General features: G+C 67.6%; 13 protein-coding genes. 4 read left to right on the top strand and 9 right to left on the bottom strand.

Going from position 1 to position 17,754, the window contains the following annotated elements:
* Positions 1-19 precede the first annotated feature (19 nt).
* Genes A5651_RS22050 through ttfA form a run of 8 tightly spaced genes read right to left on the bottom strand, consistent with a single transcriptional unit; the run spans position 20 to position 9,284 of the window.
* The gene (locus A5651_RS22050) at positions 20-1,156 is read right to left on the bottom strand and encodes an XdhC family protein (protein WP_066986065.1); all 1,137 of its coding nucleotides are present in this window, start codon (positions 1,154-1,156) and stop codon (positions 20-22) included.
* Positions 1,149-2,963 carry a Na+/H+ antiporter NhaA gene (nhaA, locus tag A5651_RS22045; RefSeq protein ID WP_066986587.1) on the bottom strand — a complete coding sequence of 605 codons (1,815 nt, stop codon included), beginning with the start codon at positions 2,961-2,963 and terminating at the stop codon, positions 1,149-1,151. The genes A5651_RS22050 and nhaA overlap by 8 nt, the downstream gene beginning before the upstream one ends.
* Before the next feature lie 50 nt (positions 2,964-3,013).
* The gene (locus A5651_RS22040; protein ID WP_082943915.1) at positions 3,014-5,035 is read right to left on the bottom strand and encodes an acetoacetate--CoA ligase; all 2,022 of its coding nucleotides are present in this window, start codon (positions 5,033-5,035) and stop codon (positions 3,014-3,016) included.
* Positions 5,032-6,147: a glycoside hydrolase family 76 protein gene (locus A5651_RS22035; protein ID WP_066986062.1), complete on the bottom strand. Its 1,116-nt coding sequence runs from the start codon at positions 6,145-6,147 to the stop codon at positions 5,032-5,034. The genes A5651_RS22040 and A5651_RS22035 overlap by 4 nt, the downstream gene beginning before the upstream one ends.
* A 50-nt stretch (positions 6,148-6,197) precedes the next feature.
* Positions 6,198-6,842 (bottom strand): RNA methyltransferase, encoded by a 645-nt coding sequence (locus A5651_RS22030; RefSeq protein ID WP_066986060.1) that lies wholly within the window; start codon positions 6,840-6,842, stop codon positions 6,198-6,200.
* Entirely contained in the window at positions 6,835-7,734 is a 900-nt protein-coding gene (locus A5651_RS22025) for a hypothetical protein (protein ID WP_066986057.1), read from the bottom strand. Before A5651_RS22025 ends, A5651_RS22030 begins: the two co-directional genes overlap by 8 nt.
* 6 nt (positions 7,735-7,740) lie before the next feature.
* Positions 7,741-8,517 (bottom strand): SDR family oxidoreductase, encoded by a 777-nt coding sequence (locus A5651_RS22020; RefSeq protein WP_066986054.1) that lies wholly within the window; start codon positions 8,515-8,517, stop codon positions 7,741-7,743.
* A gap of 14 nt (positions 8,518-8,531) precedes the next feature.
* Positions 8,532-9,284: a trehalose monomycolate transport factor TtfA gene (gene ttfA / locus A5651_RS22015; RefSeq protein ID WP_066986052.1), complete on the bottom strand. Its 753-nt coding sequence runs from the start codon at positions 9,282-9,284 to the stop codon at positions 8,532-8,534.
* A 76-nt stretch (positions 9,285-9,360) separates the two neighbouring features.
* Here ttfA and A5651_RS22010 point away from each other — a divergent pair, with 76 nt between their 5' ends.
* Positions 9,361-10,185, top strand: coding sequence for an enoyl-CoA hydratase/isomerase family protein (locus tag A5651_RS22010; protein WP_066986049.1), 825 nt, complete (start codon positions 9,361-9,363; stop codon positions 10,183-10,185).
* A gap of 6 nt (positions 10,186-10,191) precedes the next feature.
* On the opposite strand, the gene clpB is transcribed toward A5651_RS22010, so the two are convergent.
* The gene (clpB, locus tag A5651_RS22005) at positions 10,192-12,762 is read right to left on the bottom strand and encodes an ATP-dependent chaperone ClpB (protein WP_066986047.1); all 2,571 of its coding nucleotides are present in this window, start codon (positions 12,760-12,762) and stop codon (positions 10,192-10,194) included.
* 343 nt (positions 12,763-13,105) lie between these two features.
* On the opposite strand from clpB, the gene A5651_RS22000 reads away from it, so the two are divergent.
* From A5651_RS22000 to A5651_RS21990, 3 genes are read left to right on the top strand one after another with little or no spacing between them, the layout of a single operon-like run.
* A complete protein-coding gene (locus tag A5651_RS22000; protein ID WP_066986584.1) occupies positions 13,106-13,912 on the top strand; it encodes a xanthine dehydrogenase family protein subunit M in 807 nt (268 codons plus the stop codon).
* Positions 13,909-16,635 carry a molybdopterin-dependent oxidoreductase gene (locus tag A5651_RS21995; RefSeq protein WP_066986044.1) on the top strand — a complete coding sequence of 909 codons (2,727 nt, stop codon included), beginning with the start codon at positions 13,909-13,911 and terminating at the stop codon, positions 16,633-16,635. The genes A5651_RS22000 and A5651_RS21995 overlap by 4 nt, the downstream gene beginning before the upstream one ends.
* The gene (locus A5651_RS21990) at positions 16,635-17,615 is read left to right on the top strand and encodes an antibiotic biosynthesis monooxygenase (protein WP_066986041.1); all 981 of its coding nucleotides are present in this window, start codon (positions 16,635-16,637) and stop codon (positions 17,613-17,615) included. Before A5651_RS21995 ends, A5651_RS21990 begins: the two co-directional genes overlap by 1 nt.
* Positions 17,616-17,754 lie beyond the last annotated feature (139 nt).

Here is a 17,754-nt window from a genome sequence, read left to right as displayed (position 1 = left end):
TGCCTCTGAGTCTCACTGATCAACCGGGCCAGCGGCCACCTTTGTGGTGGATGCGGCCGTCGACCTCATTGAGTGGGCGGCCGCCGCCGCCCCAGCGCCTGGCGATGATCTCTGCGGCGATCGACACCGCGGTCTCCTCGGGGGTGCGGGCGCCGAGATCCAGACCGATGGGGCTCGCGAGCCGGGCCAGTTCGGAATCCGTGACGCCGGCCCCGCGCAACCTGGCCATCCGGTCGGTGTGCGTGCGGCGTGATCCCATCGCACCGACGTAGCCGACCTCGGGCAGCCGCAGCGCCACCTCCAACAGCGGAACGTCGAACTTCGGGTCGTGGGTGAGCACGCAGATCACCGTGCGGCCGTCGATCTCACCGGCCTCGCTCTGGGCGGCCAGATACCGGTTCGGCCATTCGACGACGACCTCATCGGCGGTCGGGAACCGGGCCCGCGTCGCGAACACCGGCCGGGCGTCGCACACCGTGACCCGGAAGCCGAGCAGCGACCCCTGCTTAGCCAGCGCTGCCGCGAAATCGATGGCGCCAAAGATCAGCATGCGCGGCCGCGGCGCGTAGCTGGCCACGAACACCTCCATGCCCACACCGCGACGTTGACCGTCGGGCCCGTAGGTCAGCACTTCGCTCTCCCCCACGGCCAACAAGCCAGCGGCGTCGTCCGCGACGGCGGCATCTGCGCGCGCCGAACCCAAAGTCCCTCGCGGCGAACCGGATCCGACGATCAGCCGGCGCCCCACCCGGTCGGCATCGGGATGGGCGATGACGGTGGCCACCGCGGCCGCGCGGTGGTTGGTGATGTCGTCGGCGACGGCGCCGAGTTCCGGAAATGTCGTGCGTGAGACCGGTTCGACGAAGACGTCGAGGATGCCGCCGCAGGTGAGCCCGACGGCGAAGGCGTCGTCGTCAGAGACGCCATAGCGTTCCAGCCTCGGGATGCCTTCGCGCACAACGTCATTGGCCAGCTCATAGACGGCGCCCTCGACGCAGCCCCCCGACACCGATCCGCTCGCCGCGCCGTCGGGCGCCACCACCATCGCAGCACCGGGCGGCCTGGGCGCCGACCGGAAGGTGCGCACGACTGTGCCGAGGCCCGCGGTGCCACCGGCTTCCCACACGGCCATCAACTCGGCCAGTACGTCACGCATGTCGGCCCTCCAGGGCACGGATCAGGCTGGCGGCGTCCCACGGCCCCTTGTGCCGCTTGCCGTTGACGAAGAACGTCGGTGTCGAGTTGAGGTCCATCACCTCGGCGTCCTGCGCGTCGTCCTGCACATGGTGTAGCACCTTGGCGGCGTGCACGCGTACGTCCTTGTCGAACCGTTCGATGTCGAGACCGATGCTGACCGCGTAGCGGTACATGTCCGACCACTCCAGATCCTCGGAATGGGCGAACAGCGCCCGTGACATCTCCCAGAACTTCCCTTGCAGTGCGGCCGCCTCGCTGGCGCGGGCCGCGTCGAATGCGCGCGGGTGCACCCGTTCCAGCGGCAGATGCCGCCACACATAGCGCAATTGGTCGCCGAAATGTTCGCGAACTTGATCGATCGACCCCGTGGCGCGGCTGCAGAACGGGCACTCGAAATCGCCGTACTCGACGAGGGTCAGCGGCGCGTCGACATCTCCGCGGATGTGGTCGCGGTCCGGGTCGATCGGCCGAACCAGGGTGAGCCCCACCGGTTCCGGCGGGCTGATCCAATCGGTGACCGTGAAGATGGCCCAGCCCAGCGCGAACGCTAGAAGCGAAGCGGCCAGCACACCGACTCGCGCCTCGTCGGCGATCAGTGGATCGTCGATCGCGATGTCGATGATGAAAAGCGAGATGGTGAAACCGATTCCGGACAGCGCCGCGCCGCCTGCGATCCGTCGCAGCGTCAGGCCGGGCGCCAACTGACCCCAGCCAAGGCGCGACACCAGCCAGGTGGCGCCCGTGATCCCGATGAACTTCCCACCGACGAGGCCGCCGATGATGCCCCATGTCAGCGGTGACCGGATGGCCGCCGACATGGTTTCGGGGGTCAACCGGACACCGGCGTTGACCAACGCGAACAGCGGCAGCACGACGAACGAGATGTAGGGACCGAATTCGGTTTGCAGCCGCTCGTTGATCGAAATGGACTCGCGCAGCCCACGGCTCGCCGCGCGGGCGTACTCGGAATTCGGCGACTGGCGGAACGCCCGGATCAACTCGACGGTCTGCTCCACCTGCCTGCGTTCCGGGGTGAACACCGGAATCAGCAGCGCGATCGCCACGCCGGCCAGCGTCGGGTGCACGCCGCCCATGTACAGCGCCACCCAGAGCGCGAACCCGGCCACAGCGTATGCGGGGCCGCGGCCCGCCGGCAGATAACGCACCAGCGCGATCGCCGCGATCAGCGCCGCGGCGGCCAGCAGCGGCCCGATCCGCAGGTTCTGCGAATAGAACAGCGCGATGACCGAGAGCGCACCGATATCGTCGACGACGGCCAACGTCAGCAGGAAAAGTCGCAGCCGCGCAGGAAATTTCGGATTGATGATGGCCAGCGCGCCGATCAGGAACGCGGTGTCGGTGGAGATCACCACGCCCCATGCGCTCGCGTTGTCACTCGACGCGTTGATCAGCAGAAAGATCAGTGCAGGTACGACGAGACCGGCGACCGCCGCGAGCACCGGCACCATCGCCCGGCTGCGGTCGGTGAGTTGCCCGATGGTGAACTCGCCCATCACCTCCAGCCCGACGACGAAGAAGAAAAACGTCATCAACCCGTCGTTGATCAGGTGCTGGACCGTCAGCTCCAGATGCGCGTCGCCGAAGCTGAGCCCGATGTGGGTGTCCAGCAGCGTCCAATAGCTCTGAGCCCACGGCGAATTCGCCCACGCGATCGCGATGACGGCGGCCAGCAGCAGCAGGCCCGCTGCGCCGTTTTCGCCTGAGCGGCTGGTCTTCGAGTCCCGGCTGAAGCGGGAGGGCAGCATCCGAACGATGCGCGGGAAGCCGCTGACGCTCGAGTCTCCCGCGTCGACGCTCACGTCCGCGTATGCTCCGCGAAGACGGCAAGCATGTCGGGCTTGTCGACGGCGCTCGGCGACACCACGTCGGCAGGCTTGGCGCCCAACAGAATCCGCTTGATCGGAATCTCGAGGCGCTTACCGGTCATCGTGCGCGGAATGCCGGGGACGGCCACAATGTCGTCGGGCACGTGACGCGACGACGCGCCGTGGCGGATCGCCGTGTTGATCTTGTCGCGCATCGCGTCGTCGAGCTCGGCGTCGTCGGCGAGGTGAACGAACAGCGGCATCCAATACCCGCCGTCGGTCTGCTCGACGCCCACCACCAGACAATCCTGCACCTCGGCGAGCGCTTCGACCGCGTTGTAGATCTCCGCGCTGCCCATCCGAACACCCTGACGGTTCAGAGTTGCGTCCGAACGACCGTGCACCATAACCGAATCGCGGTCGGTGATGGTGATCCAGTCGCCGTGGCACCATACGCCTGGATACTTGTCGAAGTAGGCGCTGCGGTAGCGGCTGCCGTCGGGGTCGTTCCAGAAGAACACCGGCATCGACGGCATCGGCTGAGTGATAACCAGCTCGCCCGCCTCGCCCACCACCGGGGTGTCGGCGGCCGTCCACGCCTGGATGTCGGCGCCGAGGCAGATCACGTTCAGCTCGCCGGCGCGGATGGGGACCAGCGGACACCCGCCGATGAACGCGGTCACCACGTCGGTGCCGCCGCTCATCGAAATGACGGGCACCGGCCGGCCGACGCCATCCTGGATCCAGCGAAAACCTGAGGCGGGCAACGGAGAACCGGTGGATCCGATCGCGCGCACCGAATCGAGCTGATAGTCCTTGCCCGGCTGCAGCTCCGCCTTCGCACATCCCAGGAAGTAACCGGCGCCCGCGCCGAACAGCTCGACGCGGTGATCGGCGACCACCTTCCACAGCCCGTCGGTCTGCGGATAGGTCGGGCTGCCGTCGTAGCACACCACGGTGGCGCCCACCAGCAGCCCGGACACCAGTAGGTTCCACATCATCCAGCTGGTCGTCGAATACCAGCAGAACCGTTCGCCGGGTTTGAGGTCGGCCTGCAGGCTCAGGTACTTGAGATGCTCGAGCACCACGCCGCCGTGGCCGTGCACGATGCCCTTCGGCGTTCCCGTGGTGCCAGAGGAAAACAACACCCACAGCGGATGCGCGAACGGCACGGCGGTGATCTCCAGCGGCGCATCAAGCGCGAGCACCTCCGACCACGGCGTCACGTCGGGTGCAGACTCGCTGCCGAGCCGCGGCACCAACACCGTCGCCTTCAAAGTCGGTAGCTTGGACCGGATTTCGGCGAGCTCGCGGCTGCGGTCATGGCGCTTGCCTGCATAGACCGAGCCGTCACTGGCCACAAGGACCGCCGGTTCGAGCTGGCCGAGCCGGGCGACGACGCCGTCGACGGCCAGGTCGGGATTGCAGACCGCCCACGTCGCCCCCACACTCGCCGCCCCGAGGAAGGCGGCGACAGCTTCACCGATGTTGGGCAGGTATCCGACGACCCGGTCGCCCGGCTTGACGCCAAGCCTGCGCAGATAGTTCGCGAACGCCGCGGTCTCTTGCCGCAGTCGCGCCCACGACCATTCCGTCGAACCGTCCTCGCCGACCACCACGAGCGCCGGGTATTCGTCGGTCTCGTGCCGGAACGCCTCGACCGCGTAGTTCAGCGTCGCGCCCGGAAACCACTGCGCCCCAGGCATTTCCCTGCTGGCGAGCACGGTCTCGGCTGGGGTCGATGCGCGGATGTCGAAGAAGTGCCACACCGCGTCCCAAAACCATGCGATGTCGTCGAGCGACTTCGCAAGCAGCTGCGGGTAGTCGGCGAACTCGCCGCGGCCGGTGTCGGCCAGCCACCGCATGAAGCGGGTGAGGTTCGCGCGCTCGGCGGTCTCGTCGTCCGGTGTCCAGCCCCCGGGCTCGGTTTGTTCTGTGCTCCTCGCGTGCGCGGTTTTTTCTGTGCTCCTCGCGTGCGCGGTTTTTTCTGTGCTCCTCGCGTGCGCGGTCATGCCGGTGTGTCCTCCTGTGTGATCGCGTGCGCCGCCTCCATCAGCATCCAACCCGACAGCTGCACCGACAGGTCGCGCTCGGGCATCGCCGATGAGTTGACCGCTCCTTCGACGAACTGGGCCTCCGCTCCGCCCGCTTTCGGCAACTCGGCGTTGCGGTCCCAGAACGGCCCGAACAGCGGCAGGCCCTCGACCGTCTGCCGGTAATCCCACGCCGACTGTGCGGAGGCCAGCACGATCCTGCGGGCGGTGTCTTTGGCGGCGGCGTCGTCCGGCGACTTCTCCGGCAGCGAGGTGACCACCAACGCCAGATACCGCGCCAGGATGCCGTTGAACAGCCCTCCGTCACCGCCGCCGGCGCCCTTGATCACCCCGCCGGGCGCCATTTCCTTGTCGACGGCGGCGACCAGCCGGTGCACCCGCTGCGCGTGGTCGTCGTCCTGGGTGCGCGCGGCGAGCTCGGTCTCGAGGCCGATGACCACGCCCTGGCAGTAGGTGTACTGCGCGCGCACCATCGATCCGGCCTTAATGCCGTCGAACACCAGATGCGTCTCGGGATCGATCAGGGTTTCGTCGATCCAGTCGGCCATCTGCTGAGCTCGCCGCAGCCGGTCGTCATAGCGCGCCAAGAAGATGGCCGCCGGCCCGTTGGCCGGCGCATTGAAGAACTGGTCCTGCTTGCGCCACGGGATGCCGCCGCCGTCCTCGGGCACCCAGGCGTTGACGAACTGGTCGCACAGTTTCTCCAATGCGCCGGGCTTCTCGACGCCGGCGAGCCTGCCCGCGCGTTCAATGGCCAGCGCCAGCCAGGCCATATCGTCGTAGTAGCTGTTGACCCAGGAAAAGTTGTTACGCAGGCGGTGTGACCGGATCTGCCGTTTGATCTTCGTCAGGCGCTCCGGCTGCGGATCACGCAGCTGCGCGTCGACAAGGTTGTCCAGCAGGTGCGCCTGCCACCAGTAATGCCAGGTCCCGAAGAAGAGGTCCCTGCGGGTGGCGGGCCAGCCGACCATGCCCAGCTGAGTGCCGGGCAACCCCCACAGCCGTCTCAGATGGCGCTTGGCGACGGCGGCTTCGGCGCTCGCCGCCCGGTTCGCCCATAGCTGATCCATGTGGTCGATCCTGCCCTACCAGGCCAGCGCGATGTCGGCGCTCCCGCGCATTACCATGCGCGGGACAGATCGGCCCAGTGAACGATCCAGGTGTGCATCGCGATGCCCGCGGCCACACCGGCGTTGATGCTGCGTGTCGACCCGAACTGCGCGATCGACACCGTCAGCGCCGCACCGGCCTTGGCGGCGTCGGTGATGCCGGGCCCCTCCTGCCCGAACACCAGCAGGCACTCCCTCGGCAGCGTGGTCTGCTCGAGGCGCTGCGCGCCGGGGATGTTGTCCACGGCGACGACCGTCAGCCCGGCCTCGGCCGCGAACGCCAACAGGCCGGCGGTCGTCTCGTGATGGCGCAGCCGCTGATAGCGGTCGGTCACCATGGCACCGCGGCGGTTCCACCGGCGGCGGCCGACGATGTGGACGGTGTCGACGGCGAACGCGTTGGCGGTCCGCACGACAGCGCCGATGTTGGCGTCGTTGCCGAAGTTCTCGATCGCCACGTGCAGCGCGTGGCGGCGGCCGTCGATGTCGGCGATGATCGCCTCGCGGGTCCAGTAACGGTAGGCGTCGACGACGTTGCGGGTGTCGCCGTCGCGCAACAGCGCCGGGTCGTAGCGGGGATCGTCGGGCGGCGGGCCCTGCCACGGTCCGACCCCCGGTGATTCACCCCATTCGGTCGGCCCCGGCGTGTCAGCCATCGGTGGTCCACAAACCGGCGTGCGTGCCGACCAGCGACACCGACGCGTACAGCAGCGCGGCGTTCATCTCACCCTGCGTGCACAAAGACGCCCGGACAGACACCGCATCCAGCGCGGCGTCGGGCAGCACCAGCATCGACGCACCGTAGATGTCGCACTCATGCGAGATCCCCGGCGCAGGCATGCTCGGCGCGACGAGCACCATCAGCGGACCTCCGCGCTTGGCGGAATCGTCGCGGTATCGTGCTGCGGCACCGTTGATTTCGAGGCCCAGCAGCATGTAACCCTTGCCGTTGAACGCGTTCGGATCACCGAGCGCGGTCGGGTCCAGTTGGGCACCGTCGGCCCGGAAGCCCTCCGCGCTCGTCGTGGCGATCGACAGGCCCGTGTCGCTGTCGGTGGTCTGCGGGACGCCGACGGGGTAGGCCGCGCCGTAACTGACGGTGGTGCCCGCCATCCGGTCCTTCGGCGAATACACGTAGATGCCGCGCACCTGCGAGTGATCGCGCATCGGGCCGATGCACGCCGTGCCCGACAGCCGGTTCGGCGTCGGAGCCGCCGCCGGCTGAATCGCTAGGTCGGTGACATCGCGGCAGCCGCCGATTGCGTTGGCCTCCAACGGATGTGCCAATGCGCCGTAGAGGCCGAAGCGGATGTCGGCGGGGTCGGCGTGCGGGCCGTCGGGCTGGGTGGGCGACGCGTCGATGTCGAAGAGGACATAGTCGCCGTCGAAGCGGAGGTTGGCCAGCGACATGTTCCAGCCGAGAACCGCCAGCGATTCGCCGACCTTGGCGGCCTGGACCGCATACGGGTGCGCGTCCGCATCGTCACCAGAGCATGCCGACGTCACGAGCAGGAGGGCCGCCGACAGCAGGGCGATTAGCGCGCGCACCAGGACTCAGGTGCGGCCACGGCCCTTGGCCACCGTCTTGTTGATGCGCCGCACCAGGTTTCGCGGCACCAGCCGCCCCGCCGTGGTGAGCGCCTTGTACTGAATGCCGGGGACGATGACGACGTTGTCCTTGGCGACGTCGGCCAGGCAGTCGCGCACGACGTCGTCGACCTCGAGCCACAGGATCGACGGGGTGCCGTCCATCTCGATCCCCGCCCGCTCGTGGAATTCGGTGCGTACGAAACCGGGACACAACGCATGCACGCCGACGCCTGTGCCGACCAGACCGTTGGCCAGCCCCTCGGTGAACGACACCACCCATGCCTTGGACGCGGAGTACGTCGAGCCGCGGCCGGGCAACAGGCCCGCGACGCTGGCGACGTTGATGATGGTGCCTGCGGCCGCGTCCAGCATCGACGGCAGCGCGGCGTGGGTCAGCTGCATGACCGCGGTGACGTTGACGTCCAACTGCGACTTCAGCACGGAAAAGTCCGTCGCCCAGAACTCGCCGGAGGTGCCGAAGCCGGCGTTGTTGACCAGCACCTGCACGCCGGCGCTCAGCCGGTCGGCGACCTTGGCGCGGTCGGCGGCGGCGGCCAGGTCAGCGGGTATCACCTCGACGGCGGCGCCCGCCTCATCGCGCAGTTCGGCGGCAAGCCGTTCCAGGCGGTCGACGTCGCGGGCCACCAGCACGAGGTCGTAGCCATCGATGGCGTAGCGCCGGGCAAAACCCGTCCCAAGCCCGGATGTCGGTCCGGTGATCAAAGCGACGGGACGCGGCATGCAGGACAGGTTACTTACCGCTGATAGTGCGGTGACTGGCGGCCGTTTCGCGGTGGTGGCGGACCAGGTTGGGTGTAGCGGGGCTCCGCGGGGGCGGGCTTGACCGGACGCCCGGGGGCGGCGGCTCGCCGCGGCTGCTTGGAAGCCGTCGCCCCCTGCGGGATCGGGGGCAGCACCCGCAGCAGGTCGTTGTACTGACGCACGGTGCGCAGGCCTTCATCCCATTGGGCCCGCGTGCTGGTGACGGGCATGGACACCAGCGTCCAGTTCTGCTCGTTCCACATGATCTCGGCGCAGTCGGGCGCGGTATGGGCGAACGTCACCATGCGCCGGTCGCAGGCGCGCCGGGCGGCGTCAAGGTTGGTGGAGTAGACCATCCGCGGGCCGATGGCACCGAGCAGCCAGATGTCGTTCTCGCGCGGCTCCTTGATGCCCTTGAGCCGCAGGTCGACGACAACGTTCGTGCCGACCTTGCGGTGCAGCGCGATGACGGTCGCGACGTCCTCGATGTCGAAGATGAACACGGCCTCGCCGCGGATCTGGCCAAGCACGACGTTTTTGGCGGTGACGTCGCCGACGGTCGAGATGACCCCGCGCTTCCAGCGCTTGATCAGGTCTTCGGATTCGTACTCGTAGTCGAAGCCGTGCGACTTGGCCCACGACTTGCGGCGGCGGCCGAGGCCGCGTCGACGATCGATGTCGACGTACAGAAGCACGGCCGCGCCTGTGAAACAGAGTGCGGACAGCGTGAACCAAAGCGGAACCATTACCCCTAGCCTACTGGCAGCGCGGCCTTATTCCAGAACTCAACCGCATCACAACCGCGTCACATAGCGTCTGGCCATGCTCAATGACGAGGCCTATGACGACTACCGGCTGCTGCACATCGCCCTGTCGGGCGGGATCTGCCGGGCGACGATCGACCACCCGCCGATCAACCTGCTCGATGTGCCGTTGATCGACGAAATCGGCCGGTTGACCGCGCAGGTCGCAGCCGACGACGACGTGCGGGTGCTGATCCTCGATTCCGCGGATCCGGAGTTCTTCATCGCCCACGCCGACGTGGAGCTGATCATGGGCCTGCCTACCGACGACATTTCGCTGCACGATTCGCTGTCGGTGTTTCACGGGATGACCGAGCAGGTGCGGACGCTGCCCAAGGCCACGATCGCCGTCATCGAAGGGGTCTGCCGCGGCGGCGGCAGCGAACTCGCGATGGCGTTCGACATGCGGTATGCGGCGCTGGAGACGGCACGCTTCGGACAGCCCGAGGTCGCGGTCGGAATCATCCCCGGCGGCGGCGGGACGCAGCGCCTGCCCCGGCTGGTCGGCCGGGGCAGGGCGTTGGAAATCATCTTGAGTGGGTCCGACGTGGACGCCGCGACCGCTGCTGCGTGGGGGTATGTCGACCGGGCCTTGCCGACCGACCAGCTGCCTGCCTTCGTCGACAAGCTGGCGGCCCGTATTGCGTCGGCACCCCCGTCGGCCATCGCCTGCGCCAAACGGGCGGTCGACGCGGCGCTCGGCGATGTCGCGACGGGCCTGCGCGTCGAGGACCAGCTGTTCAGGCAGGCCCTCGCGCAGCCTGCAGCCCGCGAACTGCTGCAGGCCATCATCGACGCCGGCGCCCAGACCCGCGAATTCGAGCTGGGCGAGATACGGCCCTGACAGCCCTTAGCCCAAGACGAGCGAGTCGCCGTCGGCGCTGACGTTGACCGGTACGACGTCGCCGTCGTGGATCTCGCCGGCCAGCAGCATCTTGGCGAGCTGGTCGCCGATGCTCTGCTGGATGAGCCGCCGCAGCGGCCGTGCGCCGTAGAGCGGGTCGAACCCGCGCTGGGCCAGCCACTGCTTGGCCGGCAGCGACACCTCGAGGGTGAGCCGCCGCTGAGCCAGCCGCTTGGACAGCTGCTGCAGCTGGATGTCGACGATCTCGACGAGCTCACCGGGTTCGAGGCCGTCGAAGATGATGACGTCGTCGAGCCGGTTGATGAACTCCGGCTTGAACGCCGACCGCACCGCGGCCATCACCATCTCCTCCGACCCGCCGGCGCCGAGGTTGGACGTCAGGATCAGGATCGTGTTGCGGAAGTCGACCGTGCGGCCCTGACCGTCGGTCAACCGGCCCTCGTCGAGCACCTGCAGCAGCACGTCGAACACGTCGGGATGGGCCTTTTCGATCTCGTCGAACAGGATCACCGTGTACGGCCGCCGTCGCACCGCCTCGGTCAGCTGACCGCCCTGGTCGTAGCCGACGTATCCGGGAGGCGCACCGACCAGGCGGGCCACCGAGTGCTTTTCGCCGTACTCGCTCATGTCGATGCGGACCATCGCGCGCTCGTCGTCAAACAGGAACTCCGCCAACGCCTTTGCCAGCTCAGTCTTACCGACACCGGTGGGGCCGAGGAACATGAACGAGCCCGTCGGCCGGTTGGGATCAGCGACACCGGCGCGCGACCGGCGCACCGCATCGGACACCGCCTGCACGGCCTTGCGCTGGCCGACGACGCGCTTGCCGAGCTCGGATTCCATCCGCAGCAGCTTGGCGGTCTCGCCTTCGAGCATGCGCCCGGCGGGAATGCCGGTCCACGCTGACACCACGTCGGCGATGTCGTCGGGCCCGACCTCTTCTTTGAGCATTTGAGCTTCTTGGGCTTGAGCGGTCGGCAGTGCCGCGTCGAGCTTCTTCTCGGCTTCGGGGATTCGGCCGTAACGCAGCTCGGCGGCCTTCTCCAGGTCGCCGTCGCGCTCGGCGCGGTCGGCCTCGCCGCGCAGCTGCTCGAGCTGTTCCTTGAGCTCGCGGACCACGTCGATGGCGTTCTTCTCGTTCTGCCAGCGCGTGGTGAGTTCTGCCAGCTTCTCCTTGTAGTCGGCCAATTCGGCGCGCAGCTTCTCCAGCCTGTCGACGGACGCTGCGTCTGTTTCTTTGGCGAGCGCCATCTCCTCGATCTCCAGCCGCCGCACCAGCCGTTCGACTTCGTCGATCTCGACGGGCCGCGAGTCGATCTCCATTCGCAAGCGGCTGGCGGCCTCGTCGACCAGGTCGATGGCCTTGTCCGGCAGGAAACGGGACGTGATGTAGCGGTCACTCAGCGTGGCCGCCGCGACCAGCGCGGAGTCGGTGATGCGCACGCCGTGGTGCACTTCATAGCGGTCCTTGAGGCCACGCAGGATGCCGACGGTGTCCTCGACCGACGGCTCGCCGACGAACACCTGCTGGAAGCGGCGCTCCAGCGCGGCGTCCTTCTCGATGTACTTGCGGTACTCGTCCAGCGTGGTGGCGCCGACCAGGCGCAGCTCGCCGCGGGCAAGCATCGGCTTGATCATGTTGCCCGCATCCATCGACGAATCACCGGTCGCGCCGGCGCCGACGATGGTGTGCAGCTCGTCGATGAACGTGATGATCTGCCCGGCGGAGTTCTTGATGTCGTCGAGGACGGCCTTGAGCCGTTCCTCGAACTCGCCGCGGTACTTGCTGCCCGCGACCATTGAGCCGAGGTCCAACGAGACGACGGTCTTGTCGCGCAGGCTCTCGGGCACGTCGCCGGCGATGATGCGCTGGGCCAGGCCCTCGACGATCGCCGTCTTGCCGACGCCGGGCTCGCCGATCAACACCGGGTTGTTCTTGGTGCGGCGGCTCAATACCTGCACGACGCGCCGAATCTCGTTGTCGCGCCCGATGACCGGGTCGAGCTTGCCTTCGCGCGCCCGCGCGGTCAGGTCGGTGGAGTACTTCTCCAGCGCCTGATAGCTGCCCTCGGGATCGGGGTTTGTGACGCGGGCGCTGCCGCGCACCTTGACGAACGCCTCGCGCAGCGCCTGCGGCGATGCGCCATGGCCGGTGAGCAGCTTGGCGACGTCGGAGTCGGCTGCGGCGGCCGAGCCGCCTAGTCCCCCGGCCAGGCCGACCATCAGGTGCTCGGTCGAGACGTACTCGTCGTCCATCTCGGTAGCCAGGTTCTGCGCAGCGCTGATCGCGGCGATCGATTCGCGCGACAGCTGCGGCTGGCTGCTGGCGCCGCTGGCGCTGGGCAGCCGGTCGAGAAGCCGTTGCGTCTCGGTGCGAACAGTCGCGGGTTCGACGCCGACGGCCTCCAGCAAGGGGGCGGCAATGCCATCGTTTTGTGTCAGCAGTGCCATCAACAGGTGGGCAGGCATGATCTGCGGGTTGCCGGCGGTGGTCGCCGCCTGCAACGCCGCGGTCAGCGCAGCCTGAGTCTTGGTCGTCGGGTTGAACGAATCCACGACTACCTCCGTTTCCGTCTTCAGGTCTGGAAGAAAATGCTTGTCGTAAGGCTCAACGTCGTCAAGGTTGAGTCTGTTCCGCTCAACTTTACCTTTTTTCGGCGGCTGGGTCCGTCGCCACCCCTACCCCATCCTTCGCCGACTCTGCGCAGAGATCACGAAATCACCCCAAATCGCGATCTGTGCGCAGATTCGACGCGCGGGGGCGGTGCTGAACGAGCTGAACGGGCAAATCGCGCAGGAGGTGTCAATTACCCGCGGTCGCGGGGCCGACTGGATAGAGTCGGCGGCGTCGGCGCGCACACCCGGCGTTTGGCCTTCCATCGCCAGAAGGGTCTTTGACGTGGACATCAACACCGTCACCGAGGTCGTCCGCCGACCCGCCGAGCAGCCGGGCAGCGACTGGCGCGAGGGCGACGCGTGGCTGGCGGGCGGCACCTGGCTGTTTTCCGATCAGCAACCTGACGTTTGTCGTCTCATCGACCTGATGCCGCTCGGCTGGGACGGGTTGCACGCCACCAACGCAGGTCTGGAAATCGGCGCGATGTGCACGGTGGCTGACCTCTACCAGTTTCAGCCGCCCGGCGACTGGCTCGCGGCGCCGCTGCTTCAGACCAGCTGCGAGGCCTTCCTGGCGTCGTTCAAGGTCTGGAACAGCGCCACCGTCGGCGGCAACATCTGCATGTCGCTGCCCGCCGGCCCGATGATCACCGTGACGGTGGCCCTCGAAGCCACCTACACGCTGCAGGCCACCGACGGATCCGAACGTTCGGTCGACGCGGCCGACTTCGTCACCGGAAACCACCAGAACGTCCTGGCGCCGGGCGAACTTCTGCGGACGGTGACCATCCCGGCCAGCGCGTTGCGGAAACCCAACGCCCACAGGCGATTCAGCCTGACACATCTGGGCCGGTCCACCATCTTCATGATCGGGACACAGGGCGAACGCGACCTCCTGCTGACCATCACCGCGGGTACGACGCGGCCCGTCCGGCTGGCCTTCGATTCCGTGCCCGACGCCGACACGCTTGCCCGTCACATCGATGCGATTCCCGCCGACGTGTGGTTCGACGACCCGAACGGCACACCCGCCCACCGCCGGCATCTGGCCAGCCATTTCGCCGAGCAGATCAGGGAGCAGCTGGCATGACCTATACCGTCAACGGCAGGGCGTTCGACGAGCAGCCACGCCCGGGCCAGTGCCTGCGCACATTCGTCCGCGCACTCGGTTGGTACGGCGTCAAAAAGGGTTGCGACGCAGGCGATTGCGGCGCCTGCACGGTATGGCTCGACGGCGTCCCCGTGCACAGCTGCATCACCCCCGCTTTCCGCGCCGAGGGCCGCGAAATCACCACGATCGAAGGCCTCGGAACACCGCAGAACTTGCACCCGCTGCAGCGACAGTTCCGCGACGCCCCCGGCTTCCAGTGCGGCTTCTGCACCGCGGGCATGATCATGACCTCGGCGACGTTCACCGACGAGCAGAAGCGCGACCTGCCCCGGGCGCTCAAGGGAAACCTCTGCCGATGCACGGGATACCGCGCGATCGAAGACGCCATCAACGGCGTGGCAGAGATCGCCGAAGCCGCTCCGGGCGAGGCGGTGGGCACCAGCGTCGCCGCCCCGGCCGGCACCGACGTCGTCACCGGTCGCGCCGAGTACACCATGGACACCGACATGCCGGGCACGCTGCATCTCAAGGTGCTGCACTCACTGCACGCGCACGCGCGGATCGTCTCGATCGACAAGGCCGCCGCGCTTGCGGTGCCGGGCGTACACCGCGTCTACACGTGGAAGGACGTGCCGCAGAAGCGCTTCAACACGGCATGTCACACCGACCATCTGGTGGACCCGGACGACACGAGGATCCTCGACGACGTCGTGCGGTTCGTTGGCCAGCGTGTCGTCGCGGTGGTCGCCGATTCGGTGGCGGCCGCCGAGGAGGGGTGCCGACGCGTCGAGGTCACCTACGACGTGCTGCCCGCCGTTTTCGATCCTGAGGAGGCGATGAAGGACGGCGCTCCGCAGCTGCACGGCACCCACGACCCGTTCATCCATGATCCCGAACACAACATCCTGATCGAGCTGCACGGCGAGATCGGCGACGCCGCAGCTGGTTTCGCCGAGGCCGACGTGATCCACGAGGGCACCTACTTCTCGCCCCGTGTTCAGCACGCCCACCTCGAGACGCACGGGTCGATCGCGTGGATGGAGGACGGCCGGCTCAACGTCCGCACCAGCTCACAGTCGCCGTCGATCTGCAAGCTGAAGCTCTCGCACCTGTTCGACCTGCGCCCCGATCAACTGCGGGTGTTCTGCAAGCGTGTCGGCGGCGGCTTCGGCGGCAAGCAGGAAGTGATCTCCGAAGACCTCGTCTCGCTGGCGACGATCGACCTCGGACGGCCGGTCTGCTGGGAGTACACCCGTGAGGAGGAGTTCACCACCGCCTCGCCACGACACTCCATGAAGATCACCGTCAAGCTCGGCGCCAAGGCCGACGGCACGCTGACCGCACTGCAGTTCCGGAACGTCTCGAACACGGGCGCCTACGGCAACCACGGCGGCGAGACGTTGTTCGCCGGCGGCGCGGCGGTGATGCAATACCGGTGCCCCAACAAGAAGTTCGACGGCTACTCGGTCTACACGAACACCGTGCCGGGCGGCGCGTTGCGCGGGTACGGCATGACGCAGCCGACCTTCGCCGTCGAATCCGCGATGACCGAGCTCGCACTGGCGCTGAATCTCGACCCGATGGAGTTGCGCCGGCGCAACGTGATCCGCCCGGGCGATGCGCTACTGGCCATCGGTGAACACCCCGACGACGTCACGTTCACCGAGGACGGGTTGACCGCATGCATCGACATGGTGGACGCAGCCATGCAACGCAGCGCCAACGGGCACGCGCTGGATGACGAGTGGCTGATCGGCACGGGCACCGCCAGCTCCATCCATGAGACCGCACCGCCGACCGAGCACATCTCCGATGCCTGGGCGTCGCTGCGTGACGACGGCTCGTACGAGGTCGCCGTCGGCACAGTCGAATTCGGCGAGGGGACGTCCACGGCCCACGTGCAGATCGCGGCGACCGTGCTGGGGACGACGCCGGCGCGGGTGCACCTGGTGCAGTCCGACACGGACAAGACCGGCTTCGACACCGGCGCGTTCGCCAGCGCAGGGCTGTTCGTTTCGGGAAACGCTGTACAGCGGGCCGCCACTGCGTTGCGCGACGCCATCGTGCGCTTCGCGGCCAGCCACACCGGCGTCGCCGTAACGGAGTGCACTTTGGGTCACGACGCCGTCCAGTGCGGCGATATCACCGTGCCGCTGGCGGAATTGCTCGCGGCGGCGCGGGACCGCGGCCGGCGGTTCTCGGTGTCGCGCAAGGCATACGGATCACCGCGTAGCGTGACGTCCAACGCCCACGGGTTCCGTATCGCCGTGCATCGGGTGACCGGCGAGATCCGCATTCTCTACAGCGTGCACGCCACCGACGCCGGCATTGTCATCAATCCGGCTCAGGTGCGGGGCCAGATCGAGGGCGGGGTGGCCCAAGCCATCGGGTTCGCCCTCACCGAAAACTTCCACGTCGACGACACCGGCACGATGATCAACCCGAACCTGCGCAACTACCGCATCCCCACCTTCGCCGACATCCCCCGCACCGAGGTGCTGGTCGTCGAGACGACCGACTCGGTAGGGCCCATGGGCGCCAAGGGAATTGCCGAGTCGAACGTCAACCCGGTGGCGCCGGCTCTGGCCAATGCGCTGCACGACGCCACCGGCGTGCGCTATCGCGAACTGCCCCTGACCCCCGAGCGGATCTACAGCAGGCTCTGCGGAGTACAAGCCGACAAACTGATTCCGGTGACCTGATGGAAATCGGCAACTCCACCGGCGTTTCGCGGCTGACCGCTGCCACCATCATCATCGGGCAGAAGGTCCATTCCGGTTCTGAGCAGGCCTTCGAGGAATGGCAAAAAGACCTCAACCGCGAGGCGTCCAAGTATCCGGGTTTCCTTGGCGCGGAGATCAATCCGCCGACCACGGTGCAGCCCGAATGGGTGGTGGTGTACCGCTTCGACTCCGTGCCCCATGTCATGGCCTGGCTCAACAGCGCCACCCGCCAGGAGCGACTAGCCGCAGGGCAGCAGTACTTCGACGGCCCGGGCACCCAGCAGATCCTCGGCGGTGGGGCGCAGAACCCCGACCCGCTGGTGACGGTGGCGGTGAGCCACCGCGTGGCTCCCGACGATGTCGGTGAGTTCCTCGCGTGGCAGGACCGACTCCGCCTGGCGGAGAGCAGATTTCCCGGATTCCGCGGCTCCGAGCTGTTCCGCCCGGTCGCCGGGCTACAGGAGGAGTGGACCGCGCTGTACCGTTATGACAGCGCCGCCGACCTCGACCGGTGGCTGGTCTCCGATGAGCGCAAACACCTGCTCGCCGAGGGCGCGAAGTTCGCCGACTTCCACTCGCGCACCATCGACAACTCGTTCGGCAGCTGGTTCGCCTTCGCCGACGGCAACCAGGAGTCGCCGCCGTCACCCACCAAGACGTCGATCGCGGTATGGGTGGGCCTCTACCCGACGGTGGTGCTTCTGTCGCTGCTGTTTTGGCCGTTGAAGATGCCACTGTGGCTCAATCTGCTCGTCGGAAACCTCTGCTCCAGCTTCGTCATGACCTTTGTCACCATGCCGTACTACGTCAACCCGCTGCTCAAGCGCTGGCTGCGGCCGCCGCCGAATGTGCCTGCCGCCAAGAACAACTGGCGAGGGATCGGCATCGTCGCCGCCGCGTTGGCGTTTTGGGTGATGGTGTTTTACCTCGTCACCAGGGTTTTCTGGCACCTGCCCTAGCGACCGGCCAGTGGTGCGGCCGCCGCGATGCTTCCCAGCGCCGGAAGCGTCGCCACCTGCTTCGGCGCGACGGTCGCGACGTCCAGCACGGTCTACGGGGCCGATCTCCTGGTGGCCGGGGTGACCCCCGGCGGCGCGG

Origin of the sequence: Mycobacterium sp. 1274761.0 (assembly GCF_001668615.1) — a bacterium.
Classification (GTDB): domain Bacteria; phylum Actinomycetota; class Actinomycetes; order Mycobacteriales; family Mycobacteriaceae; genus Mycobacterium.
Note: the sequence above shows the minus strand (reverse complement) of the source record. Positions and strands in the feature narration are given on the sequence as shown.

Coding starts and splice junctions, on each gene's coding strand:
- ttfA (WP_066986052.1), bottom strand. CDS start 9,284: ATGGTTCCGCTTTGGTTCACGCTGTCCGCACTCTGTTTCACAGGCGCG.
- A5651_RS21990 (WP_066986041.1), top strand. CDS start 16,635: ATGGAAATCGGCAACTCCACCGGCGTTTCGCGGCTGACCGCTGCCACC.
- nhaA (WP_066986587.1), bottom strand. CDS start 2,963: ATGCTGCCCTCCCGCTTCAGCCGGGACTCGAAGACCAGCCGCTCAGGC.
- A5651_RS22050 (WP_066986065.1), bottom strand. CDS start 1,156: ATGCGTGACGTACTGGCCGAGTTGATGGCCGTGTGGGAAGCCGGTGGC.
- A5651_RS22020 (WP_066986054.1), bottom strand. CDS start 8,517: ATGCCGCGTCCCGTCGCTTTGATCACCGGACCGACATCCGGGCTTGGG.
- A5651_RS22040 (WP_082943915.1), bottom strand. CDS start 5,035: ATGACCGCGCACGCGAGGAGCACAGAAAAAACCGCGCACGCGAGGAGC.
- A5651_RS22035 (WP_066986062.1), bottom strand. CDS start 6,147: ATGGATCAGCTATGGGCGAACCGGGCGGCGAGCGCCGAAGCCGCCGTC.
- A5651_RS22030 (WP_066986060.1), bottom strand. CDS start 6,842: ATGGCTGACACGCCGGGGCCGACCGAATGGGGTGAATCACCGGGGGTC.
- A5651_RS21995 (WP_066986044.1), top strand. CDS start 13,909: ATGACCTATACCGTCAACGGCAGGGCGTTCGACGAGCAGCCACGCCCG.
- A5651_RS22010 (WP_066986049.1), top strand. CDS start 9,361: ATGCTCAATGACGAGGCCTATGACGACTACCGGCTGCTGCACATCGCC.